The sequence below is a fragment of the Phocaeicola barnesiae DSM 18169 = JCM 13652 genome (genome assembly GCF_000374585.1).
In the GTDB taxonomy this organism is placed as follows: Bacteria; Bacteroidota; Bacteroidia; order Bacteroidales; family Bacteroidaceae; genus Phocaeicola; species Phocaeicola barnesiae.
This window is the reverse complement of record NZ_KB894648.1, coordinates 193,632-211,413: the sequence shown is the minus strand read 5'-3', so window position 1 is coordinate 211,413 and position 17,782 is coordinate 193,632. Positions and strand designations below refer to the sequence as shown.

The 17,782-nt window shown below is 47.1% G+C and carries 15 protein-coding genes; 6 read left to right on the top strand and 9 right to left on the bottom strand.

What is annotated here, in order from left to right:
* Positions 1 to 466: 466 nt before the first annotated feature.
* Positions 467 to 1,000, top strand: coding sequence for an NUDIX hydrolase (locus C510_RS0107955; protein ID WP_025892345.1), 534 nt, complete (start codon positions 467 to 469; stop codon positions 998 to 1,000).
* 386 nt (positions 1,001 to 1,386) lie between these two features.
* On the opposite strand, the gene C510_RS0107945 is transcribed toward C510_RS0107955, so the two are convergent.
* The 3 genes from C510_RS0107945 to C510_RS0107935 all read right to left on the bottom strand — a co-directional run bounded on the left by C510_RS0107945 (position 1,387) and on the right by C510_RS0107935 (position 4,000).
* On the bottom strand, positions 1,387 to 1,854 hold the full coding sequence (locus tag C510_RS0107945) for a nucleoside deaminase (RefSeq protein ID WP_018710814.1): 468 nt from the start codon (positions 1,852 to 1,854) through the stop codon (positions 1,387 to 1,389).
* A 191-nt stretch (positions 1,855 to 2,045) separates the two neighbouring features.
* Positions 2,046 to 3,683, bottom strand: coding sequence for a chaperonin GroEL (gene groL / locus C510_RS0107940; protein ID WP_018710813.1), 1,638 nt, complete (start codon positions 3,681 to 3,683; stop codon positions 2,046 to 2,048).
* A 44-nt stretch (positions 3,684 to 3,727) separates the two neighbouring features.
* On the bottom strand, positions 3,728 to 4,000 hold the full coding sequence (locus C510_RS0107935) for a co-chaperone GroES (RefSeq protein ID WP_018710812.1): 273 nt from the start codon (positions 3,998 to 4,000) through the stop codon (positions 3,728 to 3,730).
* 421 nt (positions 4,001 to 4,421) lie between these two features.
* Here C510_RS0107935 and C510_RS0107930 point away from each other — a divergent pair, with 421 nt between their 5' ends.
* From C510_RS0107930 to C510_RS0107910, 5 genes are all read left to right on the top strand, one after another.
* Positions 4,422 to 5,270 (top strand): ABC transporter ATP-binding protein, encoded by an 849-nt coding sequence (locus C510_RS0107930; protein WP_018710811.1) that lies wholly within the window; start codon positions 4,422 to 4,424, stop codon positions 5,268 to 5,270.
* Between the two features lie 13 nt (positions 5,271 to 5,283).
* Positions 5,284 to 6,165 (top strand): hypothetical protein, encoded by an 882-nt coding sequence (locus tag C510_RS0107925; protein WP_018710810.1) that lies wholly within the window; start codon positions 5,284 to 5,286, stop codon positions 6,163 to 6,165.
* Positions 6,162 to 6,530, top strand: coding sequence for a GntR family transcriptional regulator (locus tag C510_RS0107920; protein WP_018710809.1), 369 nt, complete (start codon positions 6,162 to 6,164; stop codon positions 6,528 to 6,530). The genes C510_RS0107925 and C510_RS0107920 overlap by 4 nt, the downstream gene beginning before the upstream one ends.
* 173 nt (positions 6,531 to 6,703) lie before the next feature.
* The gene (locus C510_RS0107915; protein WP_025892341.1) at positions 6,704 to 9,190 is read left to right on the top strand and encodes a TonB-dependent receptor; all 2,487 of its coding nucleotides are present in this window, start codon (positions 6,704 to 6,706) and stop codon (positions 9,188 to 9,190) included.
* Positions 9,191 to 9,332: 142 nt separating this feature from the next.
* On the top strand, positions 9,333 to 10,655 hold the full coding sequence (locus C510_RS0107910; protein WP_022339510.1) for a DNA recombination protein RmuC: 1,323 nt from the start codon (positions 9,333 to 9,335) through the stop codon (positions 10,653 to 10,655).
* A gap of 87 nt (positions 10,656 to 10,742) precedes the next feature.
* On the opposite strand, the gene C510_RS0107905 is transcribed toward C510_RS0107910, so the two are convergent.
* The 6 genes from C510_RS0107905 to hisS all read right to left on the bottom strand — a co-directional run bounded on the left by C510_RS0107905 (position 10,743) and on the right by hisS (position 17,757).
* Complete coding sequence (locus tag C510_RS0107905; RefSeq protein WP_018710806.1) at positions 10,743 to 11,669, bottom strand: Ppx/GppA phosphatase family protein; 927 nt, start codon at positions 11,667 to 11,669, stop codon at positions 10,743 to 10,745.
* Positions 11,670 to 11,696: 27 nt separating this feature from the next.
* Positions 11,697 to 13,760, bottom strand: coding sequence for an RNA degradosome polyphosphate kinase (locus C510_RS0107900; RefSeq protein WP_018710805.1), 2,064 nt, complete (start codon positions 13,758 to 13,760; stop codon positions 11,697 to 11,699).
* Positions 13,761 to 13,873: 113 nt separating this feature from the next.
* Positions 13,874 to 14,992, bottom strand: a complete 1,119-nt coding sequence (locus C510_RS0107895) for a glycosyltransferase family protein (protein WP_018710804.1) — start codon at positions 14,990 to 14,992, stop codon at positions 13,874 to 13,876.
* Positions 14,989 to 15,798: a UDP-2,3-diacylglucosamine diphosphatase gene (locus C510_RS0107890; RefSeq protein WP_018710803.1), complete on the bottom strand. Its 810-nt coding sequence runs from the start codon at positions 15,796 to 15,798 to the stop codon at positions 14,989 to 14,991. The genes C510_RS0107895 and C510_RS0107890 overlap by 4 nt, the downstream gene beginning before the upstream one ends.
* A gap of 92 nt (positions 15,799 to 15,890) precedes the next feature.
* Positions 15,891 to 16,304, bottom strand: coding sequence for an aminoacyl-tRNA hydrolase (gene pth2 / locus C510_RS0107885; RefSeq protein WP_025892340.1), 414 nt, complete (start codon positions 16,302 to 16,304; stop codon positions 15,891 to 15,893).
* 88 nt (positions 16,305 to 16,392) lie between these two features.
* Positions 16,393 to 17,757, bottom strand: coding sequence for a histidine--tRNA ligase (hisS, locus tag C510_RS0107880; RefSeq protein ID WP_026320153.1), 1,365 nt, complete (start codon positions 17,755 to 17,757; stop codon positions 16,393 to 16,395).
* Positions 17,758 to 17,782 lie beyond the last annotated feature (25 nt).

Here is a 17,782-nt window from a genome sequence, read left to right as displayed (position 1 = left end):
TTGATACAGGTCAAGAAAAGCGGTTCTTTTCTTATTTTCCTTCCAATAAACGCTTGAATTCCGATAAAAGGCCCTACATTTGTGTCGTACAACATAAAAACAATGAAACGGATTGGAAAAAGACTTCAATCCACAGGTAAAAAGAAAAGGATAACAACAAGCTTCTTCGGGAGAAGAAAGCAGACAACTAACAATTTAATTAAACGTTTTAAAGGAGTTTTATTATGAGACAAGTAAAAAGTTTGCTCCGTACTGTCAAGAAGAACTTGGAGTGGAGCGCAAGAGCTATGTATGGACAGTATGACAAATAAACTGACCATCGAAAATTGAACATTCAAACAGAACCATAAAGAAGAAGCTGCCGGTACAGGAAAGTCCGGTAACTTCTTCTTCTTTTTTATATCTTTTCCTCCTCCCTGACTTTTCCAAATAATCCGTACCTTTGCAGAAACCAAGCATAGAATCCATCATGAGAGATAATAACGAAGAAATGTTCCCCATCGTAGACGAAGAAGGGAATATCACGGGAGCCGCTACACGAGGCGAATGTCACAACGGAAGCAAACTGTTGCATCCGGTTGTCCACCTGCATGTTTTCAACAGCCGTGGCGAACTCTATCTGCAGAAGCGTCCCGACTGGAAGGATATCCAACCCGGCAAATGGGATACAGCCGTTGGCGGACATATCGATTTGGGTGAAAGCGTAGAGATGGCTCTGAAACGGGAAGTGCGTGAAGAACTGGGAATTACAGATTTCACACCTGTCCGATTGACCCATTATGTATTCGAGTCCAACCGTGAAAAGGAACTGGTCTTTGCCCACAAAACCGTATACGACGGTCCGATTACCCCCAGCGAAGAAGTCGCAGACGGACGTTTCTGGCCGATAGAAGAAATCAAAGCGAATCTCGGAAAGGGAATCTTCACCCCGAATTTCGAAAACGAATTCCACAAAGTACTGGCTACGGAACTCCAGACCACCGAAAGCAAACAGGCCTGAAAAGAATCAGCAATCTTTACAGTCCATCCAGCTTACGCCCCGCAAGAAATACGGGAAAAGCCTGATTTTTGATTTAAATCAAGAATTAGGCTTTTTTTGTAAGAATTCAGACCTTCGGAGAATAACGGATATAAATTAGCCGTAAATTTGTGCTGTAAAACATAAGGAACTAGACAATATGATTAAAAAAATGAAAAATTTCTTTGTTAGAGGCCTCCAGCACATGGGAGAAAACGAACTCCAGGCTTGGAAGTTGAATAACAAATAAATCCGTACATCATTAGGATGTAAAACTTTACAGTGTATCTATAGAAAGCAAAAGAAAGCAAAGAAAATGAAGAAGGCTGCCCTGACGAAGATGTCAAAGCAGCCTTTGTTGGTTTTAATCAGTAACGTACTTTATCGTCCTTCTGTTCCCAATCCTGGAATGCCTGGATGGCTTCATTACCCAACAGATGTTCCGAAGGAAGTTTCCGGTCCTCCGGTTTCAAATCCAGTTCCTCATAGATGAACGCGTCGTCGAATCCGATGGCCGCCGCATCGTGTTTGGTATTTCCGTAATAGATACGGTCAAGGTGTGCCCAATAAATGGCCCCCAGACACATCGGACAAGGTTCACAAGAGGTAAAGATTTCGCAGCCGCTCAAGTCGAATGTACCCAGTTTACTGGCAGCCGCCCGGATAGCGCTCACCTCCGCATGGGCTGTCGGGTCACACGAATCTGTCACCCGGTTCACTCCGGTTGCAACAATCTCCCCGTTACGGGCAATGACAGCCCCGAAAGGACCTCCGCCTTCCGCTACATTCTTTCTGGAAAGTTCGATGGCTTTCCGCATCAATTCTTCGTTTGTCATATCAATCAGTTTTTGGCAGCAAGATATAAAAAAACGACATACAAAGTCCCTGATTCCTGAAATTTCTTTTACCGCACAAGGGCAAAATATTTCTCCACGCTTGTTTTCCTCCATATAAAAAATTCCCTGCCCGAAGGGAAACCTCCAGACAGGGAACTCATTTATAACTATTTATATGGTTAAGGGGAAGATTACATCATGCCGCCCATACCGCCCATTCCCGGAGCAGCCATCGGCATTTCAGGTTTGTCTTCTTTCTTTTCTACGATAACACATTCGGTAGTCAGGAACATACCGGCGATAGAAGCCGCATTTTCCAAAGCTACACGGGTTACCTTAGCAGGGTCAACCACACCGGCAGCATGCAGGTGTTCGTAAACATCGGTACGTGCATTGTAACCGAAGTCACCCTTACCTTCACGAACCTTCTGAACCACAACAGCACCTTCCTTACCGGCATTGGCTACAATCTGACGGAGCGGTTCTTCGATGGCACGTTTGATGATTTCGATACCGGTTGTTTCGTCAGCGTTGTCACCCTTCATGCCTTCCAATGCGTCGATGGCACGGATGTAAGTTACACCACCGCCCGGTACGATACCTTCTTCGATAGCGGCACGGGTTGCGCACAAAGCGTCGTCTACACGGTCCTTCTTTTCCTTCATTTCCACTTCGCTGGCAGCACCTACGTACAGGACAGCTACACCACCTGACAACTTAGCCAGACGTTCCTGCAATTTTTCCTTGTCGTAGTCAGAAGTAGAATTCTTCATTTCAGCCTTGATCTGGTTGATACGTTCCTGAATCAGTTCCTTCTGGCCTGCACCGTTTACGATAGTGGTATTTTCCTTAGAAACAGTTACCTTGTCGCAAGTACCCAACATTTCGATGGTAGCCTGTTCCAGTTTCAAGCCTTTTTCTTCGCTGATAACTACACCACCGGTCAATACGGCGATATCTTCCAGCATAGCCTTACGACGGTCGCCGAAGCCCGGAGCCTTCACAGCACAGATCTTCAACTGGCCACGCAGACGGTTCACTACCAATGTAGTCAACGCTTCGCTATCTACATCTTCAGCGATAACCAACAACGGACGTCCGCTTTGAGCAGCCGGTTCCAGGATAGGCAAGAAATCTTTCAGGTTAGAAATCTTCTTGTCATAAATCAGGATATACGGATGTTCCATCACGCATTCCATCTTTTCGGTATCGGTTACGAAGTAAGCTGACAAGTAACCACGGTCAAACTGCATACCCTCTACTACACCGATGGTAGTATCAGTACCTTTTGCTTCCTCGATGGTGATGACACCGTCCTTAGAAACCTTACGCATGGCGTCGGCAATCAGTTTACCGATAACCGGATCATTGTTGGCAGATACGGTAGCTACCTGTTCAATCTTATCGTAGTTGTCGCCTACAGTTTCAGACTGAGACTTGATAGATTCAACAACTTTGGCAACGGCCTTGTCGATACCACGTTTCAAATCCATCGGATTTGCACCGGCCGTAACGTTCTTCAAACCTACGCCTACGATAGCCTGAGCCAGTACAGTAGCGGTTGTTGTACCATCGCCCGCATCGTCGCCAGTTTTTGAAGCAACTGACTTCACCAGCTGTGCACCGGTATTCTGGAAAGGGTCAGCCAATTCCACTTCCTTAGCTACAGTCACACCGTCCTTTGTGATGTGAGGAGCACCGAATTTCTTTTCGATGATGACGTTACGTCCTTTCGGACCCAGAGTTACTTTAACGGCGTTAGCCAATTCGTCTACACCTTTTTTCAACTGATCGCGAGCGTCGATGTTGAAGAGAATATCTTTTGCCATAATACTTATTACCTTTCTATTTTATTTATGAATTCATTAAATGTTTATCCCAGAACTGCCAATACATCGCTCTGACGCATCATCAGATATTTCACGCCATCGTGTTCGATTTCAGTACCGGAATATTTTCCATACAATACGGTATCACCTACCTTCAGGACCATTTCTTCGTCTTTTGTACCGTTACCTACGGCAACTACTTCACCTTGCAATGGTTTTTCTTTAGCTGTGTCAGGAATAATGATACCACCGATTGTTTTTTCTTCTGCAGGAGCCGGAAGAATCAGGACTCTGTCTGCTAATGGTTTAATGTTCATAGTTGTTATATTTTTCTGTTATTATTCATGTTATTTGCTTCTTACAAGCGATAACCCTACTGCCAAAAGCGTGCCAAACATGTCTTGCTGACAAACTGACAGAATGCCGGCCGAGCCTGACGGATAAGGCACCAAGATGGCAGTCCTGTTTTATCCCCAAACGGACTGAAAGCAAAAACGAACGGACAAAGCCCTCCGAACGAACGTTCGTTTTACTCCAAACAAACGTTCGTTTGACATAAAACGTCCGGACGTTTTGATTCATTCGTCCGAACGTTTTTCAGACACTTCCATCGACTCTACCTTCCAAACTTTTTTCAAAAAAAATCATCCGAACGTTTGTTTATCCCAAAACAATCACTACTTTTGCAGTGTACTATTAAACTAACACACTAATAAACGAAATAAAAACAGCCGTAACATGAACACAACACTGATTCACATCGACAACCTGAGTTTTGGCTACCGCAGAAAGGCTCCGCTCTTCAGCCAATTCAACCTGGACATTCCTACCGGAGAAATCATCGGTCTGCTGGGAAAGAACGGAACCGGAAAATCCACCTTATTATATCTTATCTGCGGATTGCTCCGGCCGAAACAGGGTACCATCACCATGCAAGGTACAGACGTAAAGAAACGCCTACCCCTCACCCTTTCAGAAACTTACCTGGTTCCCGAAGAGTTCAACCTGCCCAACGTATCGATGAAACAATTCGTCAAACTGAATGCCGGTTTCTATCCGAGATTCAGCCAGGAAATCCTGTCTGCCTGCCTGCAGGACTTTGACTTAAACATGGACATCCATTTAGGAGAACTCTCCATGGGACAGAAGAAAAAGGCATATCTCTGTTTTGCCTTGGCCACCAATACGGCCCTGCTACTGATGGACGAGCCGACCAACGGACTGGACATCCCCTCGAAGAGCCAGTTCCGGAAAGCCATCGCTTCCGGTATGACCGACGAAAAGACCGTCATCGTATCGACCCACCAAGTGAAGGACATCGACCGCCTGCTGGACCATGTCGTCATCATCGAAGGGACGGACATCCTGCTGAACCAGCCGGTAAAGGCCATCACCGAGAAACTCTACTTCTGTGAACAGGGCATGAACGAACCTACCGACGGTGCCCTCTATATCCAGCCCTCGGTAGCCGGAAACAGCCTCATCCTGCCGAATACCTATGGCGAAGAAAGCCCGCTGAATCTGGAAGTGCTGTTCAATGCCATGCTGGCAGAACACGAAAAAATACAAACCTTATTCAACCGATAAAACAAAGAGCACCATGAACCACCTTATACATTTCAGCTTTTCAAGACTGGTATCAGTCATCAAACGCGACCTGGTAGAGAACTGGAAGACAAACCTTTACCGAATACTTACTTGCTACATCATCTTCGGTCTGATTTTCATCTTCATGATGTATGGCATGAATCATTCCTCAGGCAGCTCGGCAGAATACTTCTACGAACGGTTCTGTGGCAACGTGACAGGTATCATATACATCGCATTGAACCTTTATATGTGCTATTTCGCCTCACTGATTCTGGAACCAATGAGAACAAAAGAGAGACGTATCTCCTACCTGATGCTGCCGGCCACACTCGGCGAGAAATTCGTGAGCCGTGCCCTGTATGTCACGATAGGCACCCTGATAATCTTCGGTTGCGGACTTCTGATGGCTGAACTTACGCGCCTTCTGTTCGTGCCGATACTCGGTATATCGGAAGAATTCGGCCGTTTCTGCCTCGCCGATGTATGGCATCGGATACTGGCCGAAAACCAGGAACCTACTTTCTATGGAGAATCGGACTATAGTTATACGCTCTTGATAATGTTCTTCACAGTACTTATCACATGGAGTCACTCCTTATACATCCTGGGAGGTTCCTTTTTCCGGAAAAAAGCTTTCATCAAGACCATGGGGCTCTGCTTCCTGTTGATGATCTTGTTCGGGAATTTCTTCGTCCAGATTTTCGAAGGGACTGAACCAGAACTTATCAAATGGCTGGAAGACTGGACAGAAGCAAATCCTACACAAGCTGCCAATACCTTCCTGAGTATCGGTTTCAGCTTATTCCTCTTGCTGACCGTACTCAACTGGGGATTGAGTTACAAATTGTTTGCAACATCACAAATCACCGAACGAAAACTTTTCAGACGATGAATTTCAAGGAGAACAAACCCATTTACCTGCAGATAGCCGACCGGATTATGGATGAAATCCTGTGCAACGTTTACCGGGAAGAGGAACGCATCCCCTCCGTACGCGAATACGCCGCTACGGTAGAGGTGAATGCCAACACCATGGTACGCTCCTACGATTACCTTCAGAATCAGGAAATCATCTACAACAAACGGGGAATCGGCTATTTCGTAGCCGGAAACGCACGTGAAAAAATCATCGCTCTCCGGAAAGAATCGTTCCTGAACGAAAGCCTTCCAGAAATGTTCCGGCAAATGCAATTGCTGGACATTCCGGTTTCGGAAATCTCGGCACTCTACCAACAGTTCCTAAAGGAAAATAAATAAGCCGCATCCGATTTTTTCGTATTTCTTTATAAACGGATGTTAAGATAAACAAATTACCAACATAAAACACGACAAACAATAAACAATGGAACCGAAAATATATTACTTTCGGTCCATTGTTTATCATTTTGGAAACAAACCGGACATACGGCATTTCTAACCCAACCTATATTATGAAGACAAAGTATTACAACGGAGTGCTCTGCATCCTGCTATGCCTGTTTGCCAGCATGGCATACGCACAAAAACAAGGCGGAGCCTACACCGTCAAAGGAGTATTGGCAGACTCCATCCTCAACGAGAGCGAACCCTATGCTACCATCCGAATTTCGAAAGTACAGACTCCCGACAAGGCTGTCAAATTGTCTGTCACCGATGAACAAGGGAAATTCAGCGAAAAGCTCAACGCACCGGGAGAATACATTATCAGTTTTACCTCGGTGGGGAAACTTACCGTGACCCGTAACTTCTCGGTTTCCGACACCCGGAAGCTGGTAGATTTGGGAACTGTCTTCACCGCCGAATCCAGCAAAATGCTGAAAGGAGTGGAAGTAGTGGCTCAGAAACCGCTGGTGAAAGCCGAAATCGACAAAATTTCCTATAGCATAGAAGACGACCCGGACTCAAAAACGAATACGACCCTGGAAATGCTCCGCAAAGTTCCCTTGGTGACCGTAGACGGAGAAGACAACATCCAGGTAAACGGTTCGAGCAACTTCAAGGTACACGTCAACGGAAAGCCGAATACCCTGATGAGCAACAATCCGAAAGAAGTCCTGCGAAGCCTGCCGGCCAACTCGGTGAAATCCATCGAAGTCATTACCGAACCGGGGGCGAAGTACGATGCCGAAGGTATCGGCGGTATCCTGAACATCATCACGGACGATGCCAAGATGCAAGGCTATAACGTGACCGTAAGCGGACGGGCCAGCAACACAAGTATCGGCGGAAGTGCCTACGGAACAGTACAGGTAGGTAAATTCACCGTCACCGGAAACTATTCGTATAACTACAACAACCAGCCGACAGGCTATAGCCAGAGTACCCGTGAGGACTTCACCTCAAAGGACTTCCACTACCTGAACAGCCAAGCGTCCAACGACAGCAAAGGTAATTTCCAGTTCGGTAACCTGGAAGGAAGTTACGAAATCGATACGCTGAACCTCATTACCTTCTCGGCCAACCTGTTCGGCGGAAAATTCAAAAGTAACAACAATACCTTTACCGAAATGCTGAACGATGCACGGGAACATACTTACAGCTACCGTACCTTATCGGACAACACGTCTAATTTCAGTAACCTAGGGGTGAACTTCGACTATCAGCACTCGTTCAAGAAGAAAGGGGAATACCTCACCCTCTCCTACAAGTTCAACAACTCACCCGACGGTGGCGAGGCTACAACCTCCTACCAGGATATTGACAATTATCCAACAGACCTTTACGGAGAGCTCCGCAAACAATATTATGACAACGATGCACATACCTCGGAACATACCGCACAGGTGGACTACGTAAACCCCATCAACGACATGCATTATGTGGATGCCGGATTGAAATACATCTACCGGTTGAATGCCAGCGACAGCAAGTATTACCGGGAAGACGACAACGGCGCCATGCAACCGGCCGAAGACCTGAGCAGTAAGTTCGACCAGGGACAGAACATCCTGGCCGCTTACGCCGACTATCAGCTGAAATGGAAAAAACTCGGTTTCAAGGCCGGTGTACGCTACGAACATACCATCATGGATGTGAAATATGCCTATATGCCCGACCGGAACTTCAACGCAAATTTCGACGACATCGTACCATCGGCCAATTTCTCCTACATGTTCGGTACGTCCATGTCCCTGCGAGCCAACTACAACCTCCGTATCAACCGTCCGGGTATCTGGTACCTGAATCCGTTCCGCGATGTCAGCAACCCGACTTCCATCAGCTACGGTAATCCAAACCTGGATACGGAAAAGGCACACAACCTGGGAATGACCTTCAGCAGTTTCTCGGCCAAGTTCAGCGTCAACCTCAACCTGAGCTACATGTTCATCAACAACGGCATTGAGGGATACTCGTTTGTGAACAACGGCGTCATGGAAAGTACTTACGGTAACATCGGAAAGAGTAACCGTACCCGCCTGTCGCTCTGGATGAACTGGAACCCGGGAAGCAAAACACGTATTTCCATTAATGCCGGAGGTTCGTATTCCGACTTCAAGAGCAGTGAGTATGCTGCCGGAAACCACGGTTTCCAAGGGAATTTCTTCGGGAATATCCAGCAGACACTCCCATGGGATTTACGTTTCAGTGTCTACGGTGGAGGAAGTACTCCTTACATCTCCTTGCAAGGAAAAGGTTCTTCATACAATTACTACGGATTCAACCTGAGCCGTTCGTTCCTGAAAGAGAAACGTCTGACCCTGTCGGCCTATGCCAGCAACGTATTCTCGAAATACCTCACCTACTCCAACGAAACCGTAACCGATACATTCCGTTCCTGGAACGAATCGAAATCGCCTTCACGAAGTTACGGACTCAGCATCAGCTGGCGCTTCGGCGAGCTGAAGGCTCAGGTGAAGAAAACCGCCCGTAGCATCAGCAACGACGATGTGAAGGCAGGCGGTGGCGAAAGTGAAGGAAGCATCGGCGGAGCGCAATAATCCTCATCGGTCTGTATCGAAATGACAAAAATTCCCTTCTTTCATCTGATGAATCAGTTCCTTGGACGAAAGAAGGGAATTTTTGTTCCGGAACCGTTATTTTCGTACATTTGCTTTCCGAACCTCAAAAAACCGAATCATTATGGAAATCGTATACATCCTTATCGGCATCATTGCCGGAGGCCTCATCGGCTATCTGATTGCGGCCCGAAAGACAGCCCTGTTACGCACCCAATTGGCCATGCTACAGGAACATGACCGTGACTTGCTTCGCACAAGCCAACAACAGGCTACCCAATTGAGTGCCTCGCAACAGGCACTGGCCGTTTCTCAGACGGAAAAGAAGGCACTGGAAGAACGTCTTCAGAACCAGAAACAGGAAATCGAAACCCTGCATAAGCAGTTCAACCTGGAATTCGAGAACATCGCCAACAAGATTTTCCAGCAAAAGACCGAAAGCTTCAACAAGTTAAGTACCGAGAAACTCACCCTTCTCCTGAAGCCCTTCGACGACAACCTGAAGGAGTTCCGCCACCAGGTGAACGAAGTATATGACAAGGAATCCAAGCAACGGTTCTCGCTGGAGGAGAAAATCAAGGAACTGGCCATGCTGAACAAACAAATCAGCGATGAGGCGAACAACCTGACAAAAGCTTTGAAAGGCGACTCGAAAGCACAAGGAAACTGGGGAGAAATGATTCTGGAATCCATCCTCGAAAACTCCGGCTTGCGCGAAGGTGAAGAATATTTCCGCCAGGAATTTCTGAAAGATGAACAAGGGGAAGTCCTGAAGAATGAATCGGGCCAGCGAATGCAACCGGACGTACTCGTAGTCTATCCGGACAACCGCCAGGTTATCATCGACTCGAAGGTATCACTTACCGCCTACGCCAACTATACCGGAAGCACCGACCCCAAGGAACGGGAACAGTATCTCCGCGCACACCTGGCCTCGGTCAAGGCCCACATCGACGAACTGAGCAAGAAAGATTATTCGCACTATACCACGAAAGCCCTCGATTTCGTCATGATGTTCATCCCCAACGAGCCGGCCTATGTACTGGCACTCCAGACCGACCCGAATCTTTGGAACTATGCTTATCAGAAAAAAGTGGTTTTGATGAGTCCCACCAATCTGATTGCCGCCCTGCGTCTGGCCCTCGACCTGTGGAAACGGGAATACCAGGAAAAGAACATCCAGGAAATCGTCAACCGGGGAACGGCCTTGTACGAGAAACTGGTTTCCTTCACCGAAACTTTTGCGAAAATAGGCGATACCCTGAATACGGCTTCGGCGGCCTACAATGCGGCATTCGGCCAGCTGTCCACCGGAAAAGGAAACGTCATCCGTCAGGCCGAAATGCTGAAAGGACTCGGTATCACCCCCAAGAAAAAATTCGCTCCCCGCTTCCTTGACAACAATGAGGCGGAAGACAATCCCACCCCCTCTACACTTCCGGAATAAATCGGATATCTCTTTAAAAATGAAATGTCCCCGACCGCCTCATTTCTGAAGCAATCGGGGACATTTCTTCTTTATTACATCGGAAGCTTACATCACGCCTACGATTTTATTCTTATGTTTGGCATAGAGTTCATCAATGATACCGTCGGCCAGACCGATAACCGGTACATAGACATATTCCGCCTTGATGATGTCACCGATGGTAGTGAAGATATCACCTGCCGGAACAATTACATCCGCACGGTCAGGCTTCAGGTCGAACTTCTCCATACGTTCTTCCACGGTCAGTTTCTTCAGCGCATCGTGCAATTCATGCAAGGTCGCCATAGACATGCGCAGGTTCTTTTTGTCTTTCTTCTCGGCCAGTCGATACAATTTATTGATGTTACCGCCCGAACCGATAATATTAGTTCCCGGATAAGACTGAGCCAGTTCCGTCATATCCTCTTTCAGACGCATCCATTCGGAGTCACGTACTACCCGATTCAGAATACGAACGGTACCGATATTATACGAACGGCTGCATACCAACTCGCCCTGCGAAAGCAGATTGATTTCTGTACTACCACCTCCGACATCAACATACATATAATTCCCATTACGGTCCTCCATACACTCAATATGGTTATTGTATACCATCTTCGCTTCCTGTTGACCGTCAATGATATCAATACGTATACCCGCCTCTTTCCTTATCTGCTTGATGATTTTCGGACCGTTCTTGGCATCACGCATGGCCGAAGTGGCACAGGCACGGTAATCTTCCACATCATAAATCCGCATCAGATGACGGTATGACTTCATCAGTCGAATCATGTTCCTTGCACGCTGGTCAGTAATCTTTCCTTTGGCAAATACATCAAACCCCAGACGCAACGGTACACGCAACATCAGGACTTTCGAAAACTTAGGACCGTCAGCCCCTTCCTTCACATTCTTGATAAGCAGACGAACGGCGTTCGAACCGATATCAATGGCCGCATAGTTTGCGCCGCATGAACCTTCATTAGACATAGCTCTCTTTCTTTTACGTTAATATATTCAATCTTTCTGATTCTCTGCCAGGTAATAATCATACAAGGCTTCCTGTGAACGGAATAAAGTACCGTCGGCCGATGGCCAGAATTCATTTCCGCCTCTACCGTCGACAATGCGTCCCTGCATGGTATCCGCCAATCCGTATTCTACCACGCGTTTCATCTCTTCCTTGATAGCCGGATCATAAACCGGTGTAATCACTTCCACCCGGTTATCCAGGTTACGCGGCATCCAGTCGGCAGAACCGATAAAGACCTTCTCCTCACCTCCGGCCGCAAAGACAAAAATCCGCGAATGTTCCAGGTAACGGTCGATGATACCATGAATCCGGATATTGCTGCTTACCCCCGGAATACCGGTCACCAACGAGCAGTTACCACGGACTACCAGGTCGATGTCCACTCCGGCTGCCGAAGCCTCATAAAGTTTGTTGACCATGACCGGATCGGTGATATGATTAATCTTGATTTTGATATAAGCCGGTTTTCCAGCTTTCTTATTCTTGATTTCGTTGTTGATAAGCGTAACGAACTTGTTCTTCATTTCATTAGGCGATACCAGCAGTTCCTTGAACTTGACCGGACTATACGGACGTTCGATGAAGTCAAATACGGCATTCACATCCTTCACCAAACGGCTGGAAGCCGTCATAAGCATACAATCGGTATACGAACGGGCATTCCCTTCATGAAAATTACCGGTACTGATACAAGCGATATCCGGTCCATTCTTCATGCTGATGTGAGTAATCTTGGAATGCACCTTCAGACCTTCCACTCCGAAAATGACTTTGATTCCCGCATCCTGCATCCGTTTGGACCAGTTGATGTTGGAAGCTTCATCAAAGCGTGCCAGCAGCTCGATGACCACCGTCACCTTCTTCCCGTTTCGGGCAGCTCCTATCAAGGCCTTGACAACCTTCGATTCTTTGGCCAAGCGATAAAGAGTTATCTTGATACTCCGTACCTGCTTGCTTACGGCCGCCTCCTGCAAGACACGGATGAAAGAATCGAAACTATGATAAGGAACATGGATGAAACGGTCCTTGTGCTGAATTTTCTCCAATACACTTTCCGGACCATCCAATTCCTTTTTCAGGATAGAGGGCCAAGCCGGATATTTCAGGTTATGCCGTCCACAATCGGGGAAACGCATCAAGTCCTTGTGGTTCTGATAACGTCCGCTACCTAACACCGTATCCAAGCTATCCAAGTCAAGCTTGTTCAATACCCGTTTCAACAGGTCTTTCGGCATATACGTATCATAAATTACCCGCAAAGGCTCACCTTTTTTCCGGCTCTTCACTCCTTTCGAAATCTTCTGTAACGTACCGCTCCGCAAGTCGTTATCGATTTCCATTTCGGCATCCCTTGTAAATTTGAAGGCATAGGCCTCGAAACGGGTATATCCCAATCCTTCGAACACAATCGGCAGACAATAACGGATGACGTCGTCCAGATACATCAGGTAACTCTTTCCGTCACTATCCGGCAAGCGGACGAAGCGTCCGCAGATTCCTACCGGAAGTTCCAGAAAAGCATAATCTACGCTTGCCTTTCCATTCTCCTTGGCCGCCTTCACCGCCAGGTAGATATTTTCGTCGGTCTCACTATCCAGCAACTTGATGGCTGAGAACCAGACCGGAACGATGAATCCATTCAATTTTTCACGGTAATACGCACGCACAAACTCGCCTTGTTCGGGTGTCAGCTCCGTATCATTGACCAAGAATACATTCTCCTTACGGAATTCCTCAATAACATCGTGTACGGCTTGTTCGTATTCCTTCACATAACGGGCATTGATTTTACCGATCTCCCGAATCAGCTTTTTCGCATGTTCACGCTCCTTGGCCGCCGACTTGTCGGTATACTCCGCCACCCGGCTTTGCGTAGCCATACGGACACGGAAAAATTCATCCAGATTATTCGAATAAATACCCAAGAAAGCCATCCGTTCCAGCAAAGGTACATGCGGACGGGTAGCTTCCTGTAAAATGCGATGATTGAAATACATCCAACTGATATCTCGCTCCAAATACGGATTCTGTTTTTTCTTTGGTGCCATACTTATCTTCTTTTTCTGCAAAGAAAAGAAATAAGTGTGACAATGATGTTTCAGCGACAAGAAAATTTACAAAAAAGTAGTTTTATCCTCATTCTTAAATAGATAACATGTTTTCAAACATATTCCTCCACCAGATACATGTGTTGCAGGAAATCGTCGGGAATCATCCGTTCCAACTCGTTCAGGATAAGGGTTTCGGCCGATTCCACCCATCCGGCAAACTCTTCGTTCCGCTGATATGTCTCCGCAAAACCAAGAAGTTTTCCCAAATCGAATTTATCATCCACGATTCCGGCACGACTCTGCATCGCATCATACGCATTGCATTCCTGTTCGATGTGGGCGGGCACCATCAATATCGGTTTACCCAGATACAAGGCTTCACACACCGATTCGAAACCGGCCGTACTGGCGTATGCCTTGCAACCTGCCATCTGGCGCAGGAACTCTACATCATCCAATTGATAGAAGCTCAAAGTATCGTCCACCTGTTTGACCGCCGGTTCCTGCCAGCGGTCCCAGAAGAAACGTAAAGGAACTTCCGGACAAGCCTTGTGCCACTGGAGTACACTCTCCGAAAAACCGGAATTCAACAGATAGCCATGGATATAATTGCCAGCCACAGGCTCTACCTGAAATACATCACGCCTCAACAACGGAGGAACCACCCGGATGCGGTTAGTCGAATCGTCCGGCATCGAACGGAATGAAAGAGCCAGGTGTTCGGAAGCTCCCAAGGCGGTCAGGCGGGAAAAGAAATTCAGGCAGAGCAATTTCTTCCGGAAAGCCTGAGGAAGCTTGAAATCCTTATGTAGAAACAAATACTGATGCCCGATACAGATATGAGGGACAGAAGGACGATAGAAAAAATAAGTCAGACCCGTCAGTAATTCATAAAAATTGATGACCATATCGGCTTTGGTCTCACAGATACGCCGGTAGATGAAACGGATACTCTCGGCATACGTGGGTAGTTTCATCAAATTATAAAGGACACTTCGGGTCAGATTCACCCGTTTGTTGTTGTGCGTGGGTAAGAAATTAGGACTTACAAACTGCTTGATAGGAGCCTGGATACTCCGGTTGAAGAAACCGGGTAAACGACGGGATTCGCTCTTACCCACCAACACTTCCACTACTTCATGTCCCGAACGGCGAAGAATACTTTCCAGGGTAATGGCCTGGGTCAGATGTCCCCTTCCCTCCCCTTGAACGATAAACAGGAATTTCATGAGGCTACAGGGATAATGGGTAAGACATGCGATTCTTCGTTCCGACCGGAAGCCAGCATCCAGTCTGTATAATAGACAACGTTCCATTGTCCTTCGGCATCTTCGGTCAAGGCCGACAAGGTTTCTACCCAATCGCCGGAATTCAGGTAATGGATACCTTCTACCATCCGGTTTTCCGGATGATGAATATGACCACAAATCACACCGTCACATCCACGGTCGCGGGCAAATCCGGCAAGGACCGACTCGAAATCAGAGATATACGATACCGCCCGTTTCACCTTCTGCTTAACGACCTGCGATAACGAATAGTACGGTTTTCCCCAACGAGCCCGATAGCGGTTATAGAAACCGTTCAACTTGAGCAGAAGGGTATAACCCACATCACCCAACTTAGCCAACCACTTCATACCGGAAGTTATCTTGTCGAATACATCACCGTGAGTCACAAAATAGCGCTTATTCCCGCTATCCAGCACGTACGAATGGACTATCTGTATACCACCGAATTGCAAAGGAACCAGGTTATCCAGGAAATCATCATGATTTCCACGGACATAAATCACCTCAGTTCCGCAATTCTCCATCATTTTCATGAGAATCTTGAAGAAGCGGGTATGTTCAGACTTCCATTTCTTTACCCCCGATTTCTGCAGGTGCCACCCGTCTATGATATCTCCGTTCAGGATGAGACGGTCACAATTCACGCCACTCAGAAAGTCACTTACCTCGGTTACCTTCGAGTAGGCAGTACCCAAATGAATATCCGACAGAACAATTGTCCGATAATAAGGTCTAGAATCCATAATCTCAGTTCAATAATTTTTCTTATCTGATACAAAAGAAGCGGATTCATATTACAGGTTCACAACGGACTGATAACAATCCGATGTAAGAGTTATAACAATTTCAAGTCACCGGTGAAATGGTCGATTTCTTCCGACCACCAGGGACCGATTCCCAGACAGGTTTTGGTAGGAACACCGTGAAACTCCGTCAGTCCGGCATCTTCGATAAGGGCTACAGGAATCTCAGGATTCTCCCGACAGATACGTTCATAAATTCCCATCAACTCTTCTTCCGAGTTCACATACACACAGATTTTGGCATACATGCCTCCCAACCATTCGGCCAGCGGAGAATCTTCACCGTAGGTCAGGGTATACGTGGTCTTTCCCGACTCTTCCCGCTCCGAAAAAAGCGAAAGCAACGCGTCGACCGACGCATGGGCTCCTTGGGCTATCATCTTTCCTTTGCGCATATTCAGGTCCTTACGCATGACGATAACCTGTTTTACATTTCTTGGTTCCATATCTATACAAAAAAGACGCGGGAAGAAAAGGTACAGGTGTCTCCACCGGCCTTCCTCTTCCCTGCGTCACGGCTTATCTGTTAGAGATTCAAGCTTTTACTGTTGCAATCAATTCTTCCGGCGATACCAGCGATTGTTCACCGGTAGCCATGTTCTTCAAGGTAACTTTACCTTCCTTCATTTCGTTCTCGCCGATGATAGCCACAAAAGCGATAGCCTTGCTATTGGCATAACTCATCTGTTTTTTCATCTTCGTGCTATCCGGATAGATTTCGGCACGGATACCAGCCTCACGTACCTGCTGGAGAATCGGAAGCGCATAGGCTGCCTCGGCCTCTCCAAAGTTCACGAAAAGGAGTTGTGTACCGTTCACGGCATCCTTCGGATACAAATCGAGTTGGTTCAATACATCGTAGATACGGTCGGCACCGAAAGAGATACCTACTCCCGACATACCGTCCATACCGAATACACCGGTCAGGTTATCGTAACGGCCTCCACCGCTGATGCTACCAATCTGTACATCGAGCGCCTTCACTTCGAAGATGGCACCGGTATAATAGTTCAAGCCACGGGCGAGGGTCAAATCCAGCTCTACTTCCGATTTCACACCCAGACGAGCCACGGTATTCAGGATAAATTCACTTTCCTCTACCCCTTTCAGACCGGTTTCGCTAGCCGCCAATACCGTCTTCAGGGTCTCCAGCTTTTCAGCGTTTGTCCCGCTCAGCATGATAATCGGCTGGAGCTTGTCGATAGCCTCCTGAGGAATCCCTTTCGAAGCCAGTTCGGCATTCACATTGTCCAGACCAATCTTGTCCAACTTATCGATAGCTACGGTGATGTCTACTATCTTATCGGCTTCCCCGATAATCTCGGCGATACCGGTCAGAATCTTACGGTTGTTAATTTTGATAGACACCCGGATGCCGAATTTCTGGAACACGGCATCTATCATCTGTACCAGTTCCACCTCGTTGAGCAACGAATTGCTACCCACTACATCGGCGTCGCACTGATAGAATTCCCGGTAACGTCCTTTCTGCGGACGGTCTGCACGCCATACCGGCTGAATCTGGAAACGCTTGAACGGGAAAGTCAGTTCGTCACGGTGCATCACCACGTAACGGGCAAAAGGCACGGTCAAGTCATAACGGAGTCCTTTCTCACAGAACTTGCTGGCCAGCTTTGCGGCATTACGGCTTAACAATTCCTCGTCGGTCAGTCCCGAAAAGTAATCACCGGAGTTCTGGATTTTGAACAACAACTTATCACCTTCTTCCCCGTATTTTCCCATCAGGGTAGACAGGTTCTCCATCGAAGGAGTCTCAATCTGTTGAAAGCCATACCGGTAGAACACTTCACGGATGGTATCGAATATATAATTACGTTTCGCCATCTCTACCGGCGAAAAGTCTCTGGTTCCTTTAGGAATTCCTGGTTTTGTTGCCATAACTCATTTGTCATTAAATTCTACC

Coding starts and splice junctions, on each gene's coding strand:
- C510_RS0107945 (WP_018710814.1), bottom strand. CDS start 1,854: ATGACAAACGAAGAATTGATGCGGAAAGCCATCGAACTTTCCAGAAAG.
- groL (WP_018710813.1), bottom strand. CDS start 3,683: ATGGCAAAAGATATTCTCTTCAACATCGACGCTCGCGATCAGTTGAAA.
- C510_RS0107935 (WP_018710812.1), bottom strand. CDS start 4,000: ATGAACATTAAACCATTAGCAGACAGAGTCCTGATTCTTCCGGCTCCT.
- C510_RS0107930 (WP_018710811.1), top strand. CDS start 4,422: ATGAACACAACACTGATTCACATCGACAACCTGAGTTTTGGCTACCGC.
- C510_RS0107925 (WP_018710810.1), top strand. CDS start 5,284: ATGAACCACCTTATACATTTCAGCTTTTCAAGACTGGTATCAGTCATC.
- C510_RS0107920 (WP_018710809.1), top strand. CDS start 6,162: ATGAATTTCAAGGAGAACAAACCCATTTACCTGCAGATAGCCGACCGG.
- C510_RS0107915 (WP_025892341.1), top strand. CDS start 6,704: ATGAAGACAAAGTATTACAACGGAGTGCTCTGCATCCTGCTATGCCTG.
- C510_RS0107910 (WP_022339510.1), top strand. CDS start 9,333: ATGGAAATCGTATACATCCTTATCGGCATCATTGCCGGAGGCCTCATC.
- C510_RS0107905 (WP_018710806.1), bottom strand. CDS start 11,669: ATGTCTAATGAAGGTTCATGCGGCGCAAACTATGCGGCCATTGATATC.
- C510_RS0107900 (WP_018710805.1), bottom strand. CDS start 13,760: ATGGCACCAAAGAAAAAACAGAATCCGTATTTGGAGCGAGATATCAGT.
- C510_RS0107895 (WP_018710804.1), bottom strand. CDS start 14,992: ATGAAATTCCTGTTTATCGTTCAAGGGGAGGGAAGGGGACATCTGACC.
- C510_RS0107890 (WP_018710803.1), bottom strand. CDS start 15,798: ATGGATTCTAGACCTTATTATCGGACAATTGTTCTGTCGGATATTCAT.
- pth2 (WP_025892340.1), bottom strand. CDS start 16,304: ATGGAACCAAGAAATGTAAAACAGGTTATCGTCATGCGTAAGGACCTG.
- hisS (WP_026320153.1), bottom strand. CDS start 17,757: ATGGCAACAAAACCAGGAATTCCTAAAGGAACCAGAGACTTTTCGCCG.